Raw genomic sequence first — 21733 nt, 5'->3', positions numbered from 1 at the left:
GCCCTATCGCCGGCAAGCCGGCTCCCACAGAGACTGCACGATTGTGGGAGCCGGCTTGCCGGCGAAAGGCCTGCGCAGCAGGCCCAAATATCTCAATCGCGCTTGACCAGCCCCGGCAACTGCGCCACCAGCTTCTGGTTGTTGAACGGCGCACGGATGAACCCGCGCTGACGCCCGTCAGGCCCGACCACCGCCAGGTTGCCGCTGTGATCCACGGTATACCCTGGTTTGCTGGTATCGGCCGGAATGAACGGGATGCTCAAGGCGTTGGCCAATTTCTGGGTATCCTCGATCGAGCCCGCCACCCCGACGAAATCCTTGTCGAAATAGCCCAGGTACTGCTTGAGCTGGTTCGGCGTGTCGCGGTTCGGGTCGACGCTCACCAGCACCACCTGCAGACGCTCCAGCGCCTCCTTGGGCAGTTCGCTCTTCACCTGGCGCAGCTGGGCCAGGGTGGTCGGGCAGATGTCCGGGCAGTAGGTGTAGCCGAAGAACAGCAATGACCACTTGCCCTTGAGCTGGTCCAGCACCTGCGGCTGGCCGTTCTGGTCGGTCATGGTCACGTCCGGCACGGTACGGCTCTGCGGCAGCAGGATGATGCCGGCATCGATCAGTTCGGTGGGGTTCAACTGACCACGGTCGTTGAGCACCTTGTTGACGGTCAGGCCCATGATCAGCGCGACCAGGGCAACGAGGATGAAGACGGTTTTCTGGGTTCGGGTCATAGGTTCAGCAACAGGTAGTGGTCTACGAGCAACGCGATGAACAGGGCGAACAGGTAGCCGATAGAGTACTTGAACGTCTTGATCGCCGCGTGCGGCCGGGTGCCACGGTACAACACCCAGGCCCAGTGCAGGAAGCGCAGGCCCAGCACCAGGGCACAGGCCAGATACAGCGGGCCGCTCATGTGAATGGCGTAGGGCAATAGGCTCACGGCCAGCAATATCAAGGTGTAGAGCAGGATATGCAGGGCCGTGTAACGCTCGCCATGGGTAACGGGGAGCATGGGAATATCAGCTTTTGCGTACTCCTCCTTGCGATGAATCGCAAGGGCCCAGAAGTGCGGCGGTGTCCAGGCGAAGATGATCAGCACCAGCAGCAGCGGCTCGGCGCCCAGGTGCCCGCTGACCGCCACCCAGCCCAGCAATGGCGGCGCGGCCCCGGCCAGGCCGCCGATCACGATGTTCTGCGGCGTGGCTCGCTTGAGAAAGCCGGTGTAGAGCACCGCGTAACCCAGCAGCGAGGCCAGGGTCAGCCAGGCGGTGAGGGGGTTGGTGAACGCCAACAGCAAAACCATCCCTGCCACGGCCAGCAGCAGGGCGAACAGCAGTGCCGGCAAGGGCGCGACCCGGCCCTGGGCCAGCGGGCGCTTGTGGGTGCGGGCCATCAGCGCATCGACGCGGCGATCGACCACGTGGTTGACCGCCGCCGCGGCACCCGCGCACAAGCCAATCCCCAGGTTGCCGAACAGCAGGACGCTCCAGGCCACCCCTGCGCGGGTGGCGAGAAACATCCCCACCAGCGAGGTGATCAGCATCAGCACCACCACCTTCGGCTTGGTCAGTTCCAGATAGTCGCGCCATCCGGCGCGCTGGCGCTCCGTGCTCAGAACCGTCGCCACGAATCGTTCCTCATGTGATGAGTGAGTTGCCCCCCGACCACCGGTGTCAGGCGCCAGCCATGGCCCACGCGAACCTTGTCGACCACGCGGATGCGGTAGTTCACCAGCACCATGGTCAGCAGCAGCAGCACACCGCCGGCGTTGTGGGCAACGGCCACGCCCAGCGGCAGGTGGAACACTACATTGCTGATGCCCAGGCCCAACTGCAGCGCCAGCGCCAGCAATACCAGGCGCGCCAGGCCACTCAGGCCATGGCGGTGCAGCTTCCAGCCGAGCATCGATAGAACCACCAGCACCAGCATTGCGCCGAGCCGGTGGCTGACATGGATCGCCGTGCGCGCATCGCTGTCCAGTTGCCCGCCCAGGTAATTGGGGCCGACATGCTGGGTCAGGTGGAAGCCGTTGCTGAAGTCCGCCGCCGGCCACCACTGGCCATGGCAGGTGGGCAGGTCGATGCAGGCCACCGCCGCGTAGTTGGCGCTGACCCAACCCCCCAGGGCGATCTGGCCGATCACCACCAGCAGCGCCAGCGCCGCGATCCGTCGCAGGCTCAGCGGCAGTTTCGGCAAGGGCGCAAAGGCCCGGGATAGACGCAGGGATAGCAGGAAAAGCAGGCTTACCGTGGTAAACCCGCCAAGCAGGTGCGCGGTCACCACCTGGGGCCACAGTTTCAGTGTCACGGTCCACATGCCGAACGCCGCCTGGGCCAGCACCACCCCCAGCAGCAACACCGGCAGGCGGTAAGGCTGGCCGTCATGGGCATGCCGGCGTACAGCCTGGAAGGCAAGCAGTGCGATCACCAGCGCCAGGGTGCCGGCGAAATAGCGATGGACCATCTCCGCCCAGCCCTTGGCTTCTTCCACCGGGTGCTCAGGGAAGTGCAGCTCGGCATGGGCCAGTTGGGCATCGGTCTTGGGCACGCTGATGAAGCCGTAGCACCCCGGCCAGTCGGGGCAGCCAAGACCGGCATGAGTCAGGCGAGTGTAGGCGCCGAGCAGCACGACCAGCAGCGCCAGCAGCGTGGCGAACACAGCAAGGCGGAATCCGGGTCTGGCCATGGCAGCCTCCTAGCCGATGTTGGACAGCTTGAGCAGGTGACGCAGGTCGTCCAGCACATGCTTGCCCTTGACCTTGGCGTCGTAGCGCAGCACCAGGTTGCCGTGAGGATCGACGATCCACAGTTGCGGGGCAGTGTCGCCGACCTTCTGGATATAGCGCTGGGCGTCCAGCGGGTAGCGTTGCAACTGTGGGTACTCACGACCCAGCAGCGCCTGGTAGTCGGCGGCTAGCGGCTGGGCCGCCGCCAGGGCATGGCTGGCGCGGCTGGCATCGCGGCCCAGGCCGACCTGGATCTGCCGGGCCAGGTACACCAGTTGCTGACATTCCTCGACACAGGCGCCAGGGGCGCTGACCAACAGCTGCCAACGCTCGTCCTGGGCATCGATGCCGATATCGGCCCGGCCCTCGCCATTGCCGATCATCACACCGTGATAGCTGCGACCTTCCGGTACCCAGAACTTGAGCTTGTACATGCTGGTGGCAAGGATCATCGGCCCGAGCACGACGAACAGGATCAACAGCAGTTGCAGGCGCCCGCGGGGCTTGCGGCGGTCAGGCACGTCCAGTGGACTCGTGGCGGCGGCCATGGCGGTTCTCCTTGTCGTTGTGATGCCAGCCGAAATACAGGTAGAGCAGGACCAGCGCGCTGGCCAGGGCGAACCACTGCACGGCGTAGCCCTGGTGTTTTTCCGGGCCCATGGCGACCACCGGCCAGTCCAGGCGGTAGGCGGCAGGGCCTGGCTGCAGGCGTAGCTCCTGGGCAAAGCCCTCCCGGCCCAGCTGCTGCCAGAGCCCGGCCGGTTCGATTGCCGTCAGCAGTTGCGGCCACTGGCCGTCGGGGTTGTCCGGGTGCAGTTGGAAGGTCTTGCCCGGCGGCACGTAGACCGTGGCGTCCAGCGCCAGCGCCTGGCTCGGCGTGTCGAAGCGCACCGGCACGCGGCGGTCGGGCCACGCCATCCAGCCGCGATTGACCAGCAACCACAGGCCGCTGGCCTGGTCGTGGAAGGGCTGCAGCAGCTCGACGCCGGCCTTGCCGTCACGCATCTGATTGTCCAGCAGCAGGCTGTGACCGGCATCGAACCGGCCATACAGGTGCACGGGGTAGAACGCCGGGTCCGGCAGCTGGCGCAACCGGTCAGCAGTGACCGGCGCCTCGATCTGGCGCTCGGTGTAGGTGGCCAGCAGGTCACGCTTTTCGTCGGCGCGCCGCAGTTGCCAGCAGCCGAGCGCGATCAACCCCGGCAGCAGCGCAAGCACCACCAGGGTCGGTACCAGGCCTGGGCGAAACGGCTTCACCAGGGCCTCGTGAGGTCGAGCGCTATACTTGTATCCATCACCGCATCCCCCGGAGTTTCGCCATGCTCAAGGCCGCAATTGTCCTGATGCTGCTGGCCACCATCGCCAGCCTGTTCAGTGGCCTGGTGTTCCTGGTCAAGGACGACGACCAGTCGACCCGCCTGCTCAAGGCTCTTACCGTGCGCGTCGCCCTCGCCACCCTGACCATCGCCCTGGTGGCCTGGGGCCTGATCAGTGGGCAACTGGTGTCGCACGCACCTTTCTAAGTGTTCCCACCGTGTTCAAAGCACATACACAAAGATGAACAGCCCCACCCACACCACATCGACGAAGTGCCAGTACCAGCTCGCCGCCTCGAAACCGAAGTGCTTGTCCGGCTCGAAGTGCCCGCGCAGCACCCGGCAGAACATCACGAACAGGATCAACGTGCCCAAGGTCACGTGCGCGCCATGGAACCCGGTAAGCATGAAGAACGTCGCGCCGTAGATGCCCGAGCCCAGGGTCAGCCCGAGTTTGTTGTAGGCCTCGTGGTACTCGTAGGCCTGCAGGGCGAGGAACGCCAGCCCCAGCAGGATCGTCAGCCCCAGCCACAGCTTCAGCGTGCCGCGATGCCCCTTGCGCAGGGCGTGGTGGGCGATGGTCACGGTGACGCTGGAACTCACCAGCAGGATGGTATTGATCAGCGGCAGGTGCCACGGATCGATGACTTCCTTCGGTGGCGGGAACAGTTTCGGGTCCGGTGTGTGCAGCAGCGGCCAGACGAACTCGAAGTTTGGCCAGAGCATGTGCGTCACGCCCTTGGCCCCATCGCCCCCCAGCCACGGCCCGGCCAGCACCCGCACGTAGAACAGCGCGCCGAAGAAGGCCAGGAAGAACATCACCTCGGAGAAGATGAACCAGCTCATGCCCCAGCGGAACGAGCGGTCCATCTGCGCACTGTAGAGCCCGGCGTGGCTTTCCTTGACCACCGCGCCGAACCAGCCGAACAGCATGTAGGCCAGGAACAGCGCGCCAACGAAGAAGATCAGCGGCCCGTGAGACTCCGGGTGGCCGGCCTTGAGGTCGTTGAACCAGGTGCCGAGCCCGAACACGGTGATGAACATGCCGATCGTGGCAATGATCGGCCACTTGCTCTGCGCCGGTACGTAGTAATGCTCGTGGCTTGCCATGATGTATCTCCTTCCCTCAACGGGCGCCCTCGGTCGCGGCGTGGGCGACCGGGGGGTGGCGAGCAGTGATGTCGAACAGGGTGTAGGCCAGGGTCAGGTGTTTCACCGACTCCGGCAGGTCGCGGTCGACGATGAAGCGCACCGGCATCTCGATGCGCTCGCCCGGCTGCAGGACCTGCTGGGTGAAACAGAAGCACTCGGTCTTGTGGAAGTACGCCGCGGCCTCGGCGGGGGTGATGCTGGGGATGGCCTGGGCGCTCATGGGCTGGTTGGTCGGGTTGCGGGCCACGAAGATCATCTGGTTCACCGCCCCCGGGTTGACCTCGATCTGGTCGGCGGTGGAGTGGAACTCCCAGCTCATGTCGCCGGCATTGGTCGACATGAACTGCACCCGCACCGAACGGGTCGGGTCGCTCACCTGGGTGCCCGCGTACTGCCCGCCGGTCTTGCCGTTGATGCCGAAGGCCTTGCACATCACGTCGTAGATCGGCACCAGGGCAAAGCCGAAGGCGAACATCACCACGGTCAGCATCAGCAGGCGGCTGACCAGGCGCTTGAGCGACAAGCCGTCCATGGGCGGGCTCCTACTTCACTTCCGGCGGTGTCTGGAAGGTGTGATAAGGCGCTGGTGAAGGGATCGACCACTCCAGCCCCTCGGCGCCGTCCCAAGGTTTGGCCGGTGCCGGCGCGCCACCGCGAATGCACTTGATGACGATGAACAGGAAGAAGATCTGCGTGGCGCCGAACATGAAGGCGCCGATAGACGAGACCATGTTGAAGTCGGCGAACTGCAGGTTGTAGTCGGGGATGCGCCGGGGCATGCCGGCCAGACCGACGAAGTGCATGGGGAAGAAGGCCAGGTTCATGCCGACGAACGACAGCCAGAAGTGCAGCTTGCCCAAGGTCTCGTCGTACATGTGCCCGGTCCATTTCGGCAGCCAGTAGTAGGCCGAGGCAAAGATGCCAAAGATCGCCCCGGGCACCAGCACGTAGTGGAAGTGCGCCACCACGAAGTAAGTGTCGTGGTACTGGAAGTCCGCAGGCGCGATGGCCAGCATCAGCCCGGAGAAGCCGCCGATGGTGAACAGGATGACGAAGGCGATGGCGAACAGCATCGGCGTCTCGAAGGTCAGCGAGCCTTCCCACATGGTGCTGACCCAGTTGAATACCTTCACCCCGGTAGGCACGGCGATCAGCATGGTGGCGTACATGAAGAACAGCTCGCCCACCACCGGAATGCCGACCACGAACATGTGGTGGGCCCAGACGATGAACGACAGGAAGGCGATCGCCCCGGTGGCGTAGACCATCGAGGTGTAGCCGAACAGCGGCTTGCGCGAGAACGCCGGAATGATCGAGCTGACCGCGCCGAAGGCCGGCAGGATCATGATGTACACCTCGGGGTGACCGAAGAACCAGAACACATGCTGGAACAACACCGGGTCACCGCCGCCGGCGGCGCTGAAGAAGCTGGTGCCGAAATGGATGTCCATAAGCATCATGGTCACCACGCCGGCCAGTACCGGCATCACCGCGATCAGCAGGAACGCGGTGATCAGCCAGGTCCAGACGAACAGCGGCATTTTCATCAAGGTCATGCCGGGGGCGCGCAGGTTGAGGATGGTGGCGATCACGTTGATTGCGCCCATGATCGAGCTGATGCCCATCAGGTGGATGGCGAAGATGAAGAAGGTCACGCTGGCCGGGGCGTAGGTGGTCGACAGCGGGGCATAGAAGGTCCAGCCGAAGTTCGGCCCGCCACCGGGGCTGAACAGGGTCGAGACCAGCAGCAGGAACGCCGCCGGCAGCAGCCAGAAGCTGAAGTTGTTCATCCGCGGCAGGGCCATGTCCGGCGCGCCGATCATCAGCGGGATCATCCAGTTGGCCAGGCCGACGAAGGCCGGCATCACCGCGCCGAACACCATGATCAGCCCGTGCATGGTGGTCATCTGGTTGAAGAACGCAGGCTCCACGATCTGCAGGCCGGGCTGGAACAGCTCGGCGCGGATCACCATGGCGAACGAGCCGCCGAGCAGGAACATGGTGAAGGCGAACCACAGGTACATCGTGCCGATGTCCTTGTGGTTGGTGGTCAGCACCCAGCGCATCAGGCCCTTGGCCGGGCCGTGGGCGTGTTCATGACCGTGGGCGTGGTCGTCGATCACTGCACTCATGTCCTGTCTCCTGCAATCCACTGACTGCCGCGGGTAGCCCGGCTCATTGCGCTTCGGCCTGCTTGAGCGCCAGCACGTCCTTCGGCGTGACCATGTCGCCCTTGTTGTTGCCCCAGGCGTTGCGCTCGTAGGTGACCACCGCGGCGATATCGACTTCCGAAAGCTGCTTGCCGAACGCCGCCATGGCGGTGCCCGGCTTGCCGTGGAAGACGATGCCCAGGTGCGCTTCCTTGGGCCCGGTGGCGATCTTCGAGCCCTTGAGGGCAGGGAACATCGGCGGCAACCCCTGGCCTTCGGCCTGGTGACAGGCCACGCAGGTGGTGTGGTAGACCTTGTCGCCACGTGCCACCAGCTCTTCGAGGGTCCATTCCTTGCTGGTCAGCTCCTTGAGCTTGGCCGCCTCGGCCTTGCGCTCGCCGAGCCAGGTGTCGTAGTCGGCCTTGGATTTCACCTCGACCACCACCGGCATGAAGCCGTGGTCCTTGCCGCACAGTTCGGTGCACTGGCCACGGTAGATCCCGGGCTTCTCGACCCGGGTCCAGGCCTCGTTGACGAAGCCGGGGATGGCATCACGCTTGACCGCGAAGGCCGGCACCCACCAGGAATGGATGACGTCGGCGGCGGTCACCAGGAAGCGCACCTTGGCGCCCACCGGCAGCACCAGCGGCTGGTCGACTTCGAGCAGGTAGTGCTCGTCCTTCGGTGAATTGTTGTGGATCTGCTCGGCGGGGGTGGCCAGGTTGCTGAAGAACTCGACGTCCTGGCCCAGGTACTTGTAGTGCCACTTCCACTGGTAACCGGTGACCTGGATGTCGATGTCCGAGTCGCTGGCGTCGTAGATGTCGATCAGGGTCTTGGTGGCCGGGATGGCCATGGCCACGAGGATCAGGAAGGGCACGACGGTCCAGAGGATCTCGACCCAGGTGTGCTCATGGAAGTGCGCGGCCTGCTGCCCGGTGGAGCGGCGGTGGACGACCATCGACCAGAACATCGCGCCGAACACCACGATGCCGATGATCACGCAGATCCAGAAGATAGTCATGTGCAGGTCGAACACCGCGTGGGAGACTTCCGTCGCCCCGGGCGCCATGTTCACCGTCCATGCTGCCTGTGCCTGACCAAACAATGACCACAGCAACAGGCCCATCCAGACATGTGGATGTCGCATCATTGCGGGTTCCCCTTATCGTTCTTGTAGTCCCGGAGGCGTGGACGACCTGCTACGACAAAGGGGGGAACGGTGGCCAAGACTGCCTGGCTTCGACGACCGAGCCCCCTGCTTAAGGCAGTCGGGCCTCATCAACGAATCACGTTTCAAGCGGAGTATAGACACCGACGAATGGGGCGCAACGCAGGGATCGAAATGATCTTCACGCAACCAAACGTTTGCGCTGAAAGGCGCATGGATACTGGGCCGGGACACAATAATGGCACATTGATATAGCCAATTTCCTACACGCGCCTAAGAGATATAACAAATGCGTCTTAGCGATTCTCTTAAGCAAGCTAACTTAGTGTCTTCCGTTTGTAACGCCTTGTCCCTGGAGTTGTCATGAACATCGCTGCTGTACGCGAGCAGATCGAAAACGCCCATCAACATGAGAGCCGCACAGGCCAACTGAAAAACCGTCTCGAGAAGCAACTGCCACACCTGCACCCTTCGATCCACCTACCCCAGCAGGACGCCCAGGGTACTTTGGCCCGCTTCGTCGGCGCCTATATCAACGAGGTTCCAGAACTGCTCGAAGCCGCGCACACCGTGGCCCTCGAGGCCGGCATCGAATCGCAGATCAAGCCGGTGCTGAAGATTGCCGAGGCCTATTTCCTGCAGCCGCCGAGCGTGATGGCGGGGCAGGTCGGGCTGGATTGCCTGTTGGACGAGGCCTACCTGGCGCATCGCCTGGTCGAGGAGGTCAACGACCTGTATATCCGCCATTTCCAGCAACCGCTGATTCCGGTGGATACCACGGTCGCCAACCTGATCGCCCACCAGCTGATCGGCGAGACCTTCGCCAACCAGCTGGATGAAGTGGTGCATCACTCGGTGGACGAGATGCTCGATGACGAGAGCTTCGCCATGGAGTCAGTGGAGCGCTATCGCGACAAGCTGTCGAACCCGGAAACCGGAGAGGCCTGGAAACGCTGGCCGTGCCTGTCGCGCCAGCTGGGCGTGGAGTTGAGCCAGTCGGCCTGAGTTGTCCTGATCCGACCCTATCACGGGGCAAGCCCGCTCCCACGAACTCGATCATGGGAGTGGGCTTGCCCCACGATAGGCCGCTACAGACTTACCCTAAGCTCCAACCCCCGCCGTAGTCCGCAACCGTCCCTCGACCCGCCGCTTCAGGCGCCGCTGCTCCAGCACCAGCCGCGAGCCCTTGGCCGCGCCGCTGCGGCCCCAGTCCTCCAGCAGTTCCAGGCAGGAATGGTCGATATAGCTCAGGTTGCCGAGCGGCACGTGCAGCGTGGTTCCCTCCGGCACGCTATCGAGCACCTGGGTCAGCGCCGGCACCTTGAGGAAGGTGGCCGCGCCGCTCAAGCGCAGTTCCATGTGTCCCGGCGTACCCAATGCCACCAGGTTGATCTTCAACCGCGCCGCCTTCAACGCCAGTTTCAGCAGGGTCAGGGCAAAGCCCAGCAGCACGCCGGTCAGCAAGTCGGTAAAGATGATCGCCAGGGCCGTCGCCGCATAGGTGAACATCGGCATCCGCCCGTAGCGGCCAAGACCACGGAATGCCTTGAAGTCCACCAGTTTCACGCCGGTATAGACCAGCACCCCGGCCAGGCTGGCCACCGGGATCTGCTGCAGCACACTGCTCAGCGCCACGACGAACGCCAACAACCACAGGCCATGCAGGATCGCCGAGGCGCGGGTCTGCGCACCGGCCTGGACATTGGCCGAACTGCGCACGATCACACCGGTCATCGGCAATGCGCCGAGCACGCCGCAGAGCATGTTGCCGATACCCTGCGCCGACAGCTCTCGGTCGAAATCCGAGCGCTGGCCACTGTGCATGCGATCGACTGCCGCCGCAGACAACAAGGTCTCGGCGCTGGCGATGAAGGCCAGGGCGAAGGCCGCCACCAGCAGGGTCGGGTCGGCCAGCTTGAGCAGGTCGTCCGGGCGCAGCCAGTCAATGGCCTCGGACAGATCCGCAGGTACCTGCACGCGGTTGACCGGCAGTGCCAGCCACAAGCTGACAGCGGTCATTGCCGCCACACCGAGCAAGGCACCGGGAATGAAGCGCAGGCGTTGCGGACGTAAACGCTCCCAACCCCACATGATGGCAATGGTGCCCAGGCCCAACGCACCGGCCTGCCAACCGGCGCCTGCGCTTTCCAGCGGCAGGGCCGAGGCCAGCGTCGCCGGGAAGCCCAGCAGGTTGTCCACGCCCGATGGCTGGGGCGCTGTATCGAACATCACGTGCACTTGGGACAGCACGATCAGCACGCCGATCCCGGCAAGCATGCCGTACACCACCGCCGGCGCGGTGACCCGGAACCAGCAGCCCAGGCGCAAGCGCCCAGCCAGCAGTTGCAGCAGGCCGGCGAGCAGCAGGATAGGCCCGAGCATGGCCACGCCATGCTGGCGCACCAGCTCGAACACCAGCACCGCCAGGCCCGCCGCCGGGCCGCTGACCTGCAACGGTGAGCCGGCGAGGAAACCCACGACGATGCCACCGATGATCCCGGTGATCAGCCCTTTTGCGGGCGGCATGCCCGAGGCGATGGCGATGCCCATGCACAAGGGCAGGGCCACCAGGAAGACCACCACCGAAGCCAGCAACTCACGCGGCAGGGCCGCCTTTATCTGTGTCATGTTCACCATGTAGCTCCTTTCTAGATTCACGGCCATTCCGCTGGCCGCTAGCACGGGGAAGCCTGAACGACGCGCAGGCGTGGGCCGCCAGCGGGTCTGCCGGCACGGCATTCAGGAAGATTCAAGGCAGGCGAAGGCCGCGCCGCACCCATCGGGTGCAGCCGGCAATCAAGGCTTGTTCAGCGTGTTGGGGTCGCTTAGTAGCGGCCTCTCGGTGTGGCAGAAGGGATCGATTCGCCTGCGGTCAGCGGCAGGAAGCGGTCGCTGGCGGCATCGTAGGCTTCGATCTGGCTGGTTTCGATGTCGTAGATCCAGCCATGGATGTGCAACTGGCCGGCCGCCAGGCGCGACGCGACCGAAGGATGGGTGCGCAGGTGGTGCAGCTGGGCGATGACGTTTTCCTTGGTCAGCAGCTGCATGCTTTCGTGCTCGCTGCCGCAGGAGCAGTTGTCTTCGATCACGGTCCGCGCCACTTCGGCATGGCGCAGCCAGGCGGAGACGGTCGGCATCTTGGTCAGCGATTGCGGGTTGAGCACCGCACGCATGGCGCCGCAGTCGGAGTGACCGCAGACGATGATGTGGTGCACGCCCAAGGCCAGCACCGCGTACTCGATGGCGCTCGACACACCGCCGTTCATCTGCCCATACGGCGGTACTACGTTACCGACGTTACGGGTGACGAACAGGTCGCCCGGCGAACTTTGGGTGATCAGCTCAGGGACGATGCGCGAATCGGCGCAGGTGATGAACATGGCCCGCGGCTTCTGCGCGGTGGCCAGTTTCTTGAACAGCTCTTGCTGTTCGGGGAAGACTTCGGTGTGGAACCGCAGGAAGCCGTCGACGATATGCTTGAGGGCGGCATCGGCGCTTTCGGCGGGTGCGGCCGGGACAACCTTGGATGGGTCCTTGACGGGCATGATTCATCCTCTGGACGGTTTGAAAGTGAATTCCATGTTACCGGGGAAAGATCAGGGTGACGCGGGGATTTAGATGACGCGCACGGGTAAATAATCACAGTCACCGCTGACTCATGACTCACGCTAGCGTAGGAAACTTAACTGAAACTTAATTGCGCAGGCTCTAGAACGGGCGTTCTGGATAGGCGAGGGGAGAACTGGATAATAGCAAAAAAGCATCAGATGCCAAGCTTCATGAGTGAAATTGTTGGGTTGCTTTAGTTGTACTTATAGAGCTCGACTTCCCGATTGAACGAGCCGCTGGCTAGAACAGCGCCATCTGTGCACCGGGAGGACAGAAGGCGCTGCAATCAAGCGCCAACTCCTCCCGTCCTTCGAACCCCAGCCGCCTGGCCGCCTTGCGAAAGCGCTGCGCCAGCAAGTCAGCGAATACCCCTTCACCGCGCATCCGCGCACCGAAGCGGCTGTCGTACAGTTCACCGCCCCGGCTCTGACGAATGAGGCTCAGCACATGCGTGGCCCGCTGTGGGTAGTGATCGTGCAACCACTGCTCGAACAACGGTGCCACCTCCAGCGGCAAGCGCAGCATCATGTACGCCGCGCTCTGCGCGCCGGCCTCCTTCGCCGCCTCCAGCAGGTGCTCCAGTTCGCTGTCATTGATCATCGGGATCATCGGCGAGCACAGCACGCCCACCGGAACACCGGCCTCACGCAGCACGCGAATAGCGCGCAGGCGCGCCTTTGGAGCGGCCGCACGTGGCTCGAGGGTGCGCTTGAGCTCATCGTCCAGGGTGGTGAGGCTGATCATCACCCGCGCCAGGCGCTGGCTGGCCAGCTCGCTCAGCAGGTCCAGGTCGCGCAGCACCAGCGAGCCCTTGGTGACGATGGTCACTGGGTGGCGGTAGCGCAGCAGAACTTCGAGCAGGCGCCGGGTCAGCTGTTGTTCGCGCTCGATGGGCTGATAAGGGTCGGTGTTGGACCCCAGGTTGATCGGCGCGCAGACATAGCCGGGCTTGCTCAGTTGCTGCTCGAGCACCTCGGCGGCGTTGGTCTTGGCGATCAGCTTGGTTTCGAAGTCCAGGCCGGGGGAGAGGTCCCAGTAGGCGTGGCTGGGACGGGCGTAACAGTAGATGCAGCCATGCTCGCAACCACGATAGGGGTTGATCGAACGGTCGAAAGGCAGGTCGGGTGAGGTGTTGCGCGCGATGATGGTCTTCGCCACCTCGATCCGTACCTCGGTGCCCTGGGTTATCGGCACCTCCTGGTACCACCCGTCATCCTCGGCCACCGCACGACTCGGGGCGAAACGGTTGTGCGGGTTGCTGGCGGTGCCGCGGCCGCGGATGGGAGAAGTAGACATGACGACAACCCATTTACTGTATTTTTGTACAGTACAATGAGTCGTCATCGATAACCAGTACCGTCAGGCAGGCTGATGCCAGTCGCGGTAGGCCGCCAGGGAAAGCCCCCTGCCGACGAACGCGTTGAATGATGCGGAAAGCCCGCGCAAAGCAATCTTGGTCATGAGCTCCCGCCGCATGATCCGCGCGACCTCCCGCTGATCGACACCTTGCGCCTCGAAACGGGTGAACGCATCGATGGCATGCGCCTGGGCCCATTTGTAGCTGTAGTACCCGGCCTCATAGCCCGTCACCAGGTAATCGAATGACTCGGCGAAGCGCTCCTGCGCGAATGCCGCAGGAAGCCCTACCAGATGGCTGGCCTGGCGGGCCAGGTCTTGCAGGTCGAGACGTGCATCCCCATCACGGTGCGCAACGAAGTCGAACCAGGCACGCCGCAACTTCTCGGCCTCGGCCACACCCCGCAGCCGCCGCCGGCTCGCCAGCCAGCGCCGCAAGGCTTCCAGGGGAACCGGGGCAGTATTCGCCATGAGGGCAGTGACGCCTTGCAGAGCAGGTGCGGACCAGCACCATTGCTCGAACAGGATGCCAACGAACTCGCAGCTGTCCGGGCCGAGCATCGCCGGCAGGGTGCGATTGAGGCGACGATGACGATGGGTCACGAGAATCTGGTGTAGCGCATGGCCGAACTCATGATGGAGCTTGCACAAATCGCTGTGACCAAGGCGCGAAGTAGACCCATCGGGGCCAAGAGCGAAGGAGCAGGACAGCAGTGTGGTTGGCAATGTCAGCGCACCGTCTGCATCGACATGGCGCTGACGCATTGGGTAGCAGTAAGGCCAGGACAATTTGCCAGGACGCGCGTAAAGGTCGAGGTAGATGTACCCCAGGACACTGCCCTGTTCGCGTACCTCCAGCACTTGTACATCTGCGTGCCAGACCGCGACGGCATGCGGCACCATGCGGATATCGAACAGTCGCTCGTGCAGCTCGCGCAAAGCGGTCAGGGCTGTATCGAGTGGGAAGCGATCACGCAGTTGCAGCCCGGCGACAGCATCGTCCCTGAGTTGCCTGGTCAAATAAGCGATATCCCAAGGCTCAAGCGCCCCCATACCCAATTGGCCAGCCCGCTCCTGCAGTTCCTCGAGGTCGGCCTGCAGCCTGGGACGATTTTCTTCGATCAGACCCTCGATGAATGTTTCGACCTCGCTTGTGGTACGAGCAGCTTTCAGCTCGAGCCCGACCTCGGCAGCGTTGGCCAAGCCCAGCAGCTGGGCCCGCTCGTGTCGCAAACGCAACAGCGCTTGCATTACCTGGGCATTATCGTGGTCAGGGTCCGTCGCCAGCGACCGGGAGGCTCGATAAACCCAGGCACGCAGCGCACGATCATCGGCCGACTCGAGTATCGCTTCGACTGTCGCCTCACCCAGATCTATCAGCCAGCCGTCGAGCCCCTGCTCAAGGGCGTTGGCACGAAAGCGCTGCAGTAGCGCCCCGCCAACACCACCCAACTGCGACTCATCGGTGAGCAAGCGCGCCCCAGCGCTGCGAGCACCTCTGAGATTGCCCATGAACTTACGTTCCAGACCTGCAATGGCAGCCTCTGTGGTGCGCAATTGCGCCCGCTCAGCGACGCCCAGTTGATAGCCGCCCAGGCGAAAATCCCTGAGAATTTTCGACAGCACCACACCTTGTTCAGTGTCGAGTGTTGCCCTGTCGATGCGTTGATAGGCTTGCAACAAACCTGGCCATTCGTGTTTGCGTCGCTTCCAGGCACCGAGCAAATCATGGCAGGCACGCACGGCATCGGCCCAGTCCCCACCCTCATAAGCCATGGGTACCAGTGAATGTGCAATGTCCTCCAGGCGCTGGTCCAACTGCTCGACGGCCAGAACCAGGTCGCTCCAGGTGGGGGCCTGCGCCTGATCGGCAACGATCCGTTCAAGCGCCCCCAGATTGGCATCGTGGATCTGATGAATGGCCGGTTCTAGTTGCTCGGGCCGCAACGAAGCGTAATCAAGCAGCCCGCCAGGAAGAAAAACGAGTGGGTGGGTCATCATGCACCTCGGTGTGGGTCAGGGGACCTACACCTTAGTGACCCACCCAAGCGGGACAGGCAGCAATATCTACCCTGTGCCCAACGAGAGCCCCGAGGGCGCCCAAACGCTCGTTATTCCGAAGGTTTCTTCAGCTTCGGATTGGGAAAGAACTGCACGGTCTGCACCTTGGCCGGCGGCGCTTTCGGCGCCAGGTGATTGACCCGGGTGCCGAGCTCGCTGGGTACCGACAGGCCTTGTTCGTTCAGGGTGTCAGTGAACCCACAGGCCACGCACTCACGGTGCGGCACGCCGTCCTCGTTCCACATCATCAGCTTGTCCATCTCGCTGCACGCCGGGCATACCGCCCCGGCGATGAAGCGTCGCTTGCTCTTGCTCACGGCTACCTCACTCATGCCGCCGCGTCCTCGATGAGGCCGCTGTGGCGCAACAATGCATCGATGGAAGGCTCGCGGCCACGGAAGTCGACGAACAGCACCATCGGCTCGCGGGAACCGCCACGGGCCAGGATGGCTTCGCGGAAGGCGCGGCCGGTCTCGGCGTTGAGCACACCTTCTTCCTCAAAGCGCGAGAAGGCGTCGGCCGACAGCACTTCGGCCCACTTGTAGCTGTAGTAACCCGCCGCATAACCGCCGGCGAAGATGTGCGCGAAGCTGTTGGGGAAGCGGTTGTAGGCCGGCGGACGCATCACCGAGACCTCGTCACGCACGCCCTCGAGCACCTGCAGCACGCTGCGGCCGTCGCCGTGGGTGGCGTGCAGCTCGAAGTCGAACAACGAGAACTCCAGCTGGCGCACCATCATCATGCCGGACTGGAAGTTCTTCGCCGCGAGCATCTTGTCCAGCAGGTCCTGGGGCAATGCCTCACCGGTCTCGTAGTGGCCGGAGATCAGCGCCAGGCCCTCGGGCTCCCAGCACCAGTTCTCCATGAACTGGCTCGGCAGCTCCACCGCATCCCAGGCCACGCCGTTGATGCCGGACACGCCGGCATGCTCGATACGGGTCAGCAGATGGTGCAGGCCGTGACCGAACTCGTGGAACAGGGTGGTGACTTCGTCGTGGGTAAGCAGCGCGGGTTTGCCGGGCGTGGCCGGGGTGAAGTTGCACACCAGGTTGGCCACCGGGCTCTGCAAGCTGCCATTGGCGGTGCGGCGATGGTCGCGGGCGCCATCCATCCAGGCACCGCCACGTTTGTTGGCGCGGGCATAGAGGTCGAAGAAGAAACGGCCGACGTGCTGGCCGTTTTCCTTGATCTCGAACAGGCGCACGTCCGGGTGCCAGCTGTCGAAGCCCTTGAGTTCGTTGATCTCGATGCCGTACAGGCGCTGCACGATGACGAACAGGCCGGACAGCACCTTGTCGATCGGGAAGTAGGCGCGCAGCGCTTCCTGGGACACGCTGTAGCGCTGCTCGCGCAGCTTCTCGCCGAAGTACCCGGCGTCCCAGCTGGCCAGCTCGGGGGTGCCTTGCTCGGCGGCATAGGCCTTGAGCTGCTCCAGGTCCTGGGCGGCGAATGGCTTGGAACGCTTGGCCAGGTCGCGCAGGAAACTCAGCACCTGGTCGCTGGACTCGGCCATCTTGGTGGCCAGACTCAGCTCGGCGAAGTTCTTGTAACCCAGCAGCCCGGCCAGTTCCTGGCGCAGGTCGAGGATCTCTTCCATCACCGGGCCGTTGTCGAACTGGCCGGCATTCGGGCCCTGGTCGGAGGCACGGGTGCAGTAGGCGGCATACAGCTCTTCGCGCAGGGCGCGGTCGCTGGCGTAGGTCATCACTGCGTAGTAGCTGGGGAACTCCAGAGTGATCAGCCAGCCGTCCAGGCCCTTGGCCTGCGCTGCGGCGGCCATCTGCGCCTTGGCCGAGTCGGTCAGGCCGGCCAGGGCGGCTTCGTCGGTGACGTGCTTGGTCCAGGCCTGGGTGGCGTCGAGCAGTTGGTTGGAGAAGCGGCTGCCCAGTTCGCTGAGCTTGCTCTGCACCTCGGCATAGCGCTGCTGCTTGTCGGCCGGCAAGTCGATGCCCGACAGGCGGAAATCGCGCAGGGCGTGATCGATGATGGTCTTCTGCGCCACGTCGAAGCTTGCGGCTTCAGGGCTGTCGGCCAGGGCTTCATAAGCTTCGAACAGGGCACGGTTCTGGCCCAGTTCGGTGGAATAGGCGCTCAGGGCCGGCAGGCACGACTCGTAGGCCTCGCGCAGTTCCTGGCTGTTGCACACCGCGTTGAGGTGGCTGACCGGGCTCCAGGCGGCGCCCAGGCGGTCGTTGAGTTCGTCCATCGCCAGCACCAGGCCGGCCCAGGTCGGGTTCTTGCCCTGCTTTTCGAGGATCTCGGCGATGGCCTTGCGGTTGTCGGCGAGGATCTGCTCGATCGCCGGCAGCACATGCTCGGCGCGGATCGCCGAGAAGGGCGGCAGATCATGGGACTGCAGCAGCGGGTTGTTCGCACTCACGGTTCGGGTACCTTGGCAGGAGAAACACGGGACCATCTTAATTACAATCGACGCCGACCGCAGCAGGCAGCCTGCCTATCGGCATTGCAGAGGAACACTATCATGGCCATCCGCGCGTTTCGGGAACACACGCCGAAAGTGGGACCACGGGCCTTCGTCGACCGTTCGGCGGTGGTCATCGGCGACGTCGAGATCGGCGAGGACAGCTCGATCTGGCCGTTGACCGTGGTGCGTGGCGACATGCACCGCATCCGAATCGGCGCGCGTACCAGCGTGCAGGACGGCAGCGTGCTGCACATCACCCACGCCGGGCCGTTCAACCCCGATGGCTACCCACTGATCATAGGCGACGAGGTGACCATCGGTCACAAAGTCATGCTGCATGGCTGTACCCTGGGCAATCGCATCCTGGTCGGCATGGGCAGCACCATCATGGATGGCGCCATCGTCGAGGACGAAGTGATCATCGGCGCCGGCAGCCTAGTGCCACCCGGCAAGCGCCTGGTCAGCGGCTACCTGTACATGGGCAGCCCGGTGAAGCAGGTGCGCCTGCTGAGCGAGCAGGAACACGCGTTCTTCCCCTACAGCGCCGGCAACTACGTCAAGCTCAAGGACCAGCACCTGGCCGAAGGCTACGACCGCCCGGAATGAATTCGACTGCAGAGAACACCATGCACCAGCAGAACATCCTCTTCGACCTCGACGGCACCCTGACCGACCCGCGCCTGGGCATCACCCGCTCGATCCAGTACGCCCTGGCCAAGCTGGGCATCGACGAGCCGGACCTTACCCGCCTCGAGCACTTCATCGGCCCGCCCTTGCTACAGGCGTTCATGCAGTTCTATGCCTTCGACGAGGCCAAGGCCTGGGACGCGGTGAACTTCTACCGTGAGCGCTTCAAGGTAACCGGGCTGTACGAAAACCTGGTGTTCGACGGCGTGCCCGAGTTGCTGCAAGCGCTCAATGGCCAGGGCCGCACCCTGTACATCGCCACTTCCAAACCCTGGGAGTTCGCCCGCGAAATTGCCCGGCATTTCGCCTTCGACCATCACTTCAAGGTGATCTACGGCAGCGAGCTCGATGGCACGCGGACCAACAAGGTCGAGCTGATTCGCCACCTGCTGGACGAGGAGGGGCTGGATCCGACGCAGACCTTGATGATCGGGGATCGCAAGCATGACCTGATCGGTGCGCGCAGCAACGGTTTGCAGGCCGTCGCGGTGGGGTATGGGTTCGGTAGCCGGGAAGAACTCGAGGCCGAGGCGCCGGCGTTCCACTTCGAGACGCTGGCCGAGTTGCACCAGGCATTCGTGCGCTGATCCCGCTTTATCGCGGATCAGGCCCGCCCCCACGCGCTGTCGTGGCAGCGGGCTTGCCCCGCGATGAGGCCAGCGCTGCCAACGCCAATTTGCGCTGCTCGATCGGCAACCTCCCAAGCGCCTCCACCCGCTCATAAAACCGCAGCCAATCCCCACCAGCCTCTTTGAACAACTGCGAAAAAGCCGGCACCCACTGGTCATACAGGCCAAACGGCAACAACTTCGCATTGTTCATCGGCCCGTACATCCAGGCATCGAAACGCCGATCCCCCGCCCAATCCCGATCCCGCACCTCTCGGTATTCGCGCCGCAACCGTTCGAACTCCGCCTGCTTGGCCGCCCGCTTGCCCGCCGCATCCAGCGTCCCGGCATAGATCGCCTGCAGGCGCTCGCGGCTGGCGAGCACCAGGCGTATGAAGGCGTCGCGTTGCCCGGCGCCATGCTCCTCGACCGCCGCCAACCCGCGCGCCGCGCGCCATTGCCGGGTGCCTTCCTGCTCGACAAACGACGCGAACGATTCGTTGAACTCGGTATCGTCCTGTACGTAAAAGCGTTGATGCGCCAACTCATGGAAAATCACCGTGGCCAGGCGCTCCTCGCCCCAGCCGGTCATGGTCGAAAGAATCGGGTCGTCGAACCAGCCCAGGGTGGAGTAGGCCTCCACTCCCCCGACATAGACATCCAGACCCTCCTGGCGCATCAGCGCTGCCGCTCCGCGGGCGGCACCCTGGCGGTAGTAGCCGCGATAGGCCACGCAACCGGCGATGGGGAAACAATGGGTTACCGGCTGCAATGACAGCTCCGGGGTGGCGAACACGTTCCACACCACGTATGGCCGGCCGAGATCGGCATACACCCGATAACTGCCGTTGTCCGGCAACTTCAGTTGCGCGCTGGCGAAGGCCCGGGCTTTTTCGGCGAACAGCAGGCGCTGACGCAAGGCCGGGCTGGTGGCAGGATCTGCAATCACCCGATCCAGCGGCTGGCGTGCCCGCAACAGCTGCCATTGCCCCTCGGCCAGCTGACCGTAATAGCCCACGCTGGAGCAACCGCTCAGCAGGACAGCCAGCGTCACGGGAACAAACCGGGTGAAAACGCGGTCGAGAGCCCGACGGCTGCAGCGCATGAAAAGAAAAAGTCCAAACATCGAGGCTGTCTATCTCGCTCGTCGGCCGAATGCGACCAAGACTATCTCGCCAAGGGGAAGCTTTGCCATGCGTACACTGTTTGCCGTCGGCACGCTCGTGCTGTTGACCGGGTGTTCCACCCTGCCCGACCCGGACCCGAATCAGGCCTGGGTTGACCTGGCACCGGGTGACAACGATTCGCTGCACGCCCTGCAAGTGGATGAGCGCGACTGGGCCGACAGCCGCTATTTCGAGGTACAACCCGGCAACCATGAACTGACCGTGCGCTACCAGTTCGCCGTGACGCCCAGCAACATCGGCCCGGTGGAGGAGCCGCTGTGGCGCGACTGCCAGCTCAACCTCACCTTCAAGGACTTCACTGCCGGCCAGCGCTACCAGATGCAAGCCGGCAGCATCGGCTTCCGGCCGTGGATCAAACTCTACGACCAGCGCCAGAAGCTGATCGGCCAGGGCGAACCGGCAGGCTGCCAGCGCACCTGAACACCGCGAACGGCGCTATGCTTGTAGCCTGTGAACCGCGAGCGGGAGTTTCACCATGCGCCAGCCCATGATGCTGATGGCCCTCAGTGCTTTGGGGGCTTGCGCCAGCCCCTTGCCCCCCGCCGACCCCGGCAAGGCCTGGATCGACATGTACACCATCACCCCCGGTCGCACCCTCATGGCCGACCGCCTGGACGGCAAGCGCCTGGACGATGGCCGCTACTTTCAGGTGACGCCGGGCCGGCATGAACTGGTGGTGCGCTTCGACTACGAGATCTACGCCGGTGGCTTCAGTACCGACCCGACCGAGCGGACCTGCTACCTGACCGTGCGCTACAACGATTTCAAGGCGGGCGAGCGTTACCGCCTGGAGGCCCGGGCTCCGGCGATGCAGCCGCAGGTGTTGTTGTACGACGCCAGCCGCAAGGTGGTGGTGAACGAACCGAGCAACGTCACCTGCATTCCTTGATCGATGGTGGGGCTGCTGTGCAGCCCCGACTGTCGAGCCTTACCGATCATTCTTCTGGTAGATGATCTTCTTCGTGCCGCCATCGCAGCTGCCAACGATCATGTTGGGGTCACTGACCTCGGCATTGGGCACGATCTCCAGCGTGTAGGAGGAAACCTTGTTCGCCTGGATCTTCGCTTCGATCTCGGCCTTCAGTTCCTCGCACGGTTTGGGCGCGGCCAGTGCGGCGGTGGCCAGCAGGGAAGCCAGCACACCAAATGCTACGCGGATCATGGAACGGCTCCTGAGGCAGGGCAGACGAGCTGCCAACGCTGGTTAGACTACAGGAAACCGCCGCCGTTGCGCCGCCTAGGGTCTGTATGAAAAGTCTTGAGACGAAGGTCAGGCAAGGCGAAAACAGCCG

General features: G+C 63.8%; 23 protein-coding genes. 6 read left to right on the top strand and 17 right to left on the bottom strand.

Going from position 1 to position 21733, the window contains the following annotated elements; translation table 11 throughout:
* Positions 1-92: 92 nt before the first annotated feature.
* From ACODS9_RS21790 to ACODS9_RS21770, 5 genes are read right to left on the bottom strand one after another with little or no spacing between them, the layout of a single operon-like run.
* The gene (locus ACODS9_RS21790; protein WP_489094733.1) at positions 93-725 is read right to left on the bottom strand and encodes an SCO family protein; all 633 of its coding nucleotides are present in this window, start codon (positions 723-725) and stop codon (positions 93-95) included.
* Positions 722-1621 (bottom strand): heme o synthase, encoded by a 900-nt coding sequence (gene cyoE / locus ACODS9_RS21785; RefSeq protein ID WP_263159660.1) that lies wholly within the window; start codon positions 1619-1621, stop codon positions 722-724. Before cyoE ends, ACODS9_RS21790 begins: the two co-directional genes overlap by 4 nt.
* Complete coding sequence (locus ACODS9_RS21780; RefSeq protein ID WP_489094732.1) at positions 1606-2679, bottom strand: COX15/CtaA family protein; 1074 nt, start codon at positions 2677-2679, stop codon at positions 1606-1608. Before ACODS9_RS21780 ends, cyoE begins: the two co-directional genes overlap by 16 nt.
* A 9-nt stretch (positions 2680-2688) precedes the next feature.
* Positions 2689-3267, bottom strand: a complete 579-nt coding sequence (locus ACODS9_RS21775; protein ID WP_046853607.1) for a hypothetical protein — start codon at positions 3265-3267, stop codon at positions 2689-2691.
* Positions 3233-3976: an SURF1 family protein gene (locus ACODS9_RS21770; RefSeq protein WP_489094731.1), complete on the bottom strand. Its 744-nt coding sequence runs from the start codon at positions 3974-3976 to the stop codon at positions 3233-3235. The genes ACODS9_RS21775 and ACODS9_RS21770 overlap by 35 nt, the downstream gene beginning before the upstream one ends.
* 62 nt (positions 3977-4038) lie before the next feature.
* On the opposite strand from ACODS9_RS21770, the gene ACODS9_RS21765 reads away from it, so the two are divergent.
* Positions 4039-4242 (top strand): twin transmembrane helix small protein, encoded by a 204-nt coding sequence (locus ACODS9_RS21765; RefSeq protein WP_023628968.1) that lies wholly within the window; start codon positions 4039-4041, stop codon positions 4240-4242.
* 15 nt (positions 4243-4257) lie between these two features.
* Here the strand turns inward: ACODS9_RS21765 and ACODS9_RS21760 are convergent, their stop codons facing one another.
* From ACODS9_RS21760 to coxB, 4 genes are read right to left on the bottom strand one after another with little or no spacing between them, the layout of a single operon-like run.
* Positions 4258-5145: a cytochrome c oxidase subunit 3 gene (locus ACODS9_RS21760; RefSeq protein ID WP_031314487.1), complete on the bottom strand. Its 888-nt coding sequence runs from the start codon at positions 5143-5145 to the stop codon at positions 4258-4260.
* A gap of 16 nt (positions 5146-5161) precedes the next feature.
* Complete coding sequence (locus ACODS9_RS21755) at positions 5162-5719, bottom strand: cytochrome c oxidase assembly protein (RefSeq protein ID WP_038707108.1); 558 nt, start codon at positions 5717-5719, stop codon at positions 5162-5164.
* Positions 5720-5729: 10 nt separating this feature from the next.
* A complete protein-coding gene (ctaD, locus tag ACODS9_RS21750; protein ID WP_023628965.1) occupies positions 5730-7319 on the bottom strand; it encodes a cytochrome c oxidase subunit I in 1590 nt (529 codons plus the stop codon).
* A 43-nt stretch (positions 7320-7362) separates the two neighbouring features.
* Complete coding sequence (gene coxB, locus ACODS9_RS21745; RefSeq protein WP_023628964.1) at positions 7363-8490, bottom strand: cytochrome c oxidase subunit II; 1128 nt, start codon at positions 8488-8490, stop codon at positions 7363-7365.
* A 381-nt stretch (positions 8491-8871) separates the two neighbouring features.
* On the opposite strand from coxB, the gene ACODS9_RS21740 reads away from it, so the two are divergent.
* A complete protein-coding gene (locus ACODS9_RS21740; protein ID WP_489094730.1) occupies positions 8872-9513 on the top strand; it encodes a hypothetical protein in 642 nt (213 codons plus the stop codon).
* A 96-nt stretch (positions 9514-9609) separates the two neighbouring features.
* Here the strand turns inward: ACODS9_RS21740 and ACODS9_RS21735 are convergent, their stop codons facing one another.
* From ACODS9_RS21735 to prlC, 6 genes are all read right to left on the bottom strand, one after another.
* Complete coding sequence (locus ACODS9_RS21735) at positions 9610-11145, bottom strand: SulP family inorganic anion transporter (protein ID WP_489094729.1); 1536 nt, start codon at positions 11143-11145, stop codon at positions 9610-9612.
* A gap of 188 nt (positions 11146-11333) precedes the next feature.
* Positions 11334-12053, bottom strand: a complete 720-nt coding sequence (locus ACODS9_RS21730; RefSeq protein WP_401108143.1) for a carbonic anhydrase — start codon at positions 12051-12053, stop codon at positions 11334-11336.
* Between the two features lie 304 nt (positions 12054-12357).
* The gene (locus tag ACODS9_RS21725) at positions 12358-13413 is read right to left on the bottom strand and encodes a PA0069 family radical SAM protein (RefSeq protein ID WP_046853602.1); all 1056 of its coding nucleotides are present in this window, start codon (positions 13411-13413) and stop codon (positions 12358-12360) included.
* A gap of 63 nt (positions 13414-13476) precedes the next feature.
* Positions 13477-15471, bottom strand: a complete 1995-nt coding sequence (locus ACODS9_RS21720; RefSeq protein ID WP_401108137.1) for a M3 family metallopeptidase — start codon at positions 15469-15471, stop codon at positions 13477-13479.
* Between the two features lie 113 nt (positions 15472-15584).
* A complete protein-coding gene (locus ACODS9_RS21715; RefSeq protein ID WP_046853600.1) occupies positions 15585-15866 on the bottom strand; it encodes a YheV family putative zinc ribbon protein in 282 nt (93 codons plus the stop codon).
* Positions 15863-17950, bottom strand: coding sequence for an oligopeptidase A (gene prlC / locus ACODS9_RS21710; protein ID WP_401108134.1), 2088 nt, complete (start codon positions 17948-17950; stop codon positions 15863-15865). Before prlC ends, ACODS9_RS21715 begins: the two co-directional genes overlap by 4 nt.
* Before the next feature lie 66 nt (positions 17951-18016).
* On the opposite strand from prlC, the gene ACODS9_RS21705 reads away from it, so the two are divergent.
* Both ACODS9_RS21705 and ACODS9_RS21700 read left to right on the top strand, forming a co-directional pair.
* On the top strand, positions 18017-18565 hold the full coding sequence (locus ACODS9_RS21705; protein WP_476261152.1) for a gamma carbonic anhydrase family protein: 549 nt from the start codon (positions 18017-18019) through the stop codon (positions 18563-18565).
* Positions 18566-18585: 20 nt separating this feature from the next.
* Positions 18586-19233 carry an HAD family hydrolase gene (locus tag ACODS9_RS21700; protein WP_094011055.1) on the top strand — a complete coding sequence of 216 codons (648 nt, stop codon included), beginning with the start codon at positions 18586-18588 and terminating at the stop codon, positions 19231-19233.
* A gap of 7 nt (positions 19234-19240) precedes the next feature.
* On the opposite strand, the gene ACODS9_RS21695 is transcribed toward ACODS9_RS21700, so the two are convergent.
* A complete protein-coding gene (locus tag ACODS9_RS21695) occupies positions 19241-20359 on the bottom strand; it encodes an aminopeptidase (protein WP_489094728.1) in 1119 nt (372 codons plus the stop codon).
* An 88-nt stretch (positions 20360-20447) separates the two neighbouring features.
* Here ACODS9_RS21695 and ACODS9_RS21690 point away from each other — a divergent pair, with 88 nt between their 5' ends.
* Positions 20448-20861, top strand: a complete 414-nt coding sequence (locus ACODS9_RS21690) for a PA0061/PA0062 family lipoprotein (RefSeq protein WP_046853597.1) — start codon at positions 20448-20450, stop codon at positions 20859-20861.
* A 55-nt stretch (positions 20862-20916) separates the two neighbouring features.
* On the top strand, positions 20917-21330 hold the full coding sequence (locus ACODS9_RS21685; protein ID WP_023628733.1) for a PA0061/PA0062 family lipoprotein: 414 nt from the start codon (positions 20917-20919) through the stop codon (positions 21328-21330).
* Positions 21331-21369: 39 nt separating this feature from the next.
* On the opposite strand, the gene ACODS9_RS21680 is transcribed toward ACODS9_RS21685, so the two are convergent.
* The gene (locus ACODS9_RS21680; protein WP_046853596.1) at positions 21370-21603 is read right to left on the bottom strand and encodes a DUF1161 domain-containing protein; all 234 of its coding nucleotides are present in this window, start codon (positions 21601-21603) and stop codon (positions 21370-21372) included.
* Positions 21604-21733: the final 130 nt, after the last annotated feature.

The organism is Pseudomonas sp. FG36 (assembly GCF_057809275.1).
Note: the sequence above shows the minus strand (reverse complement) of the source record. Positions and strands in the feature narration are given on the sequence as shown.

What these genes read in the sequence shown, in the direction of transcription:
- ACODS9_RS21790 (WP_489094733.1), bottom strand. Translation starts at nt 725, where the DNA reads ATGACCCGAACCCAGAAAACCGTCTTCATCCTCGTTGCCCTGGTCGCG.
- ACODS9_RS21780 (WP_489094732.1), bottom strand. Translation starts at nt 2,679, where the DNA reads ATGGCCAGACCCGGATTCCGCCTTGCTGTGTTCGCCACGCTGCTGGCG.
- ACODS9_RS21775 (WP_046853607.1), bottom strand. Translation starts at nt 3,267, where the DNA reads ATGGCCGCCGCCACGAGTCCACTGGACGTGCCTGACCGCCGCAAGCCC.
- ACODS9_RS21765 (WP_023628968.1), top strand. Translation starts at nt 4,039, where the DNA reads ATGCTCAAGGCCGCAATTGTCCTGATGCTGCTGGCCACCATCGCCAGC.
- ACODS9_RS21760 (WP_031314487.1), bottom strand. Translation starts at nt 5,145, where the DNA reads ATGGCAAGCCACGAGCATTACTACGTACCGGCGCAGAGCAAGTGGCCG.
- ACODS9_RS21755 (WP_038707108.1), bottom strand. Translation starts at nt 5,719, where the DNA reads ATGGACGGCTTGTCGCTCAAGCGCCTGGTCAGCCGCCTGCTGATGCTG.
- ctaD (WP_023628965.1), bottom strand. Translation starts at nt 7,319, where the DNA reads ATGAGTGCAGTGATCGACGACCACGCCCACGGTCATGAACACGCCCAC.
- coxB (WP_023628964.1), bottom strand. Translation starts at nt 8,490, where the DNA reads ATGATGCGACATCCACATGTCTGGATGGGCCTGTTGCTGTGGTCATTG.
- ACODS9_RS21740 (WP_489094730.1), top strand. Translation starts at nt 8,872, where the DNA reads ATGAACATCGCTGCTGTACGCGAGCAGATCGAAAACGCCCATCAACAT.
- ACODS9_RS21735 (WP_489094729.1), bottom strand. Translation starts at nt 11,145, where the DNA reads ATGGTGAACATGACACAGATAAAGGCGGCCCTGCCGCGTGAGTTGCTG.
- ACODS9_RS21730 (WP_401108143.1), bottom strand. Translation starts at nt 12,053, where the DNA reads ATGCCCGTCAAGGACCCATCCAAGGTTGTCCCGGCCGCACCCGCCGAA.
- ACODS9_RS21725 (WP_046853602.1), bottom strand. Translation starts at nt 13,413, where the DNA reads ATGTCTACTTCTCCCATCCGCGGCCGCGGCACCGCCAGCAACCCGCAC.
- ACODS9_RS21720 (WP_401108137.1), bottom strand. Translation starts at nt 15,471, where the DNA reads ATGACCCACCCACTCGTTTTTCTTCCTGGCGGGCTGCTTGATTACGCT.
- ACODS9_RS21715 (WP_046853600.1), bottom strand. Translation starts at nt 15,866, where the DNA reads ATGAGTGAGGTAGCCGTGAGCAAGAGCAAGCGACGCTTCATCGCCGGG.
- prlC (WP_401108134.1), bottom strand. Translation starts at nt 17,950, where the DNA reads ATGGTCCCGTGTTTCTCCTGCCAAGGTACCCGAACCGTGAGTGCGAAC.
- ACODS9_RS21705 (WP_476261152.1), top strand. Translation starts at nt 18,017, where the DNA reads ATGGCCATCCGCGCGTTTCGGGAACACACGCCGAAAGTGGGACCACGG.
- ACODS9_RS21700 (WP_094011055.1), top strand. Translation starts at nt 18,586, where the DNA reads ATGCACCAGCAGAACATCCTCTTCGACCTCGACGGCACCCTGACCGAC.
- ACODS9_RS21695 (WP_489094728.1), bottom strand. Translation starts at nt 20,359, where the DNA reads ATGCGCTGCAGCCGTCGGGCTCTCGACCGCGTTTTCACCCGGTTTGTT.
- ACODS9_RS21690 (WP_046853597.1), top strand. Translation starts at nt 20,448, where the DNA reads ATGCGTACACTGTTTGCCGTCGGCACGCTCGTGCTGTTGACCGGGTGT.
- ACODS9_RS21685 (WP_023628733.1), top strand. Translation starts at nt 20,917, where the DNA reads ATGCGCCAGCCCATGATGCTGATGGCCCTCAGTGCTTTGGGGGCTTGC.
- ACODS9_RS21680 (WP_046853596.1), bottom strand. Translation starts at nt 21,603, where the DNA reads ATGATCCGCGTAGCATTTGGTGTGCTGGCTTCCCTGCTGGCCACCGCC.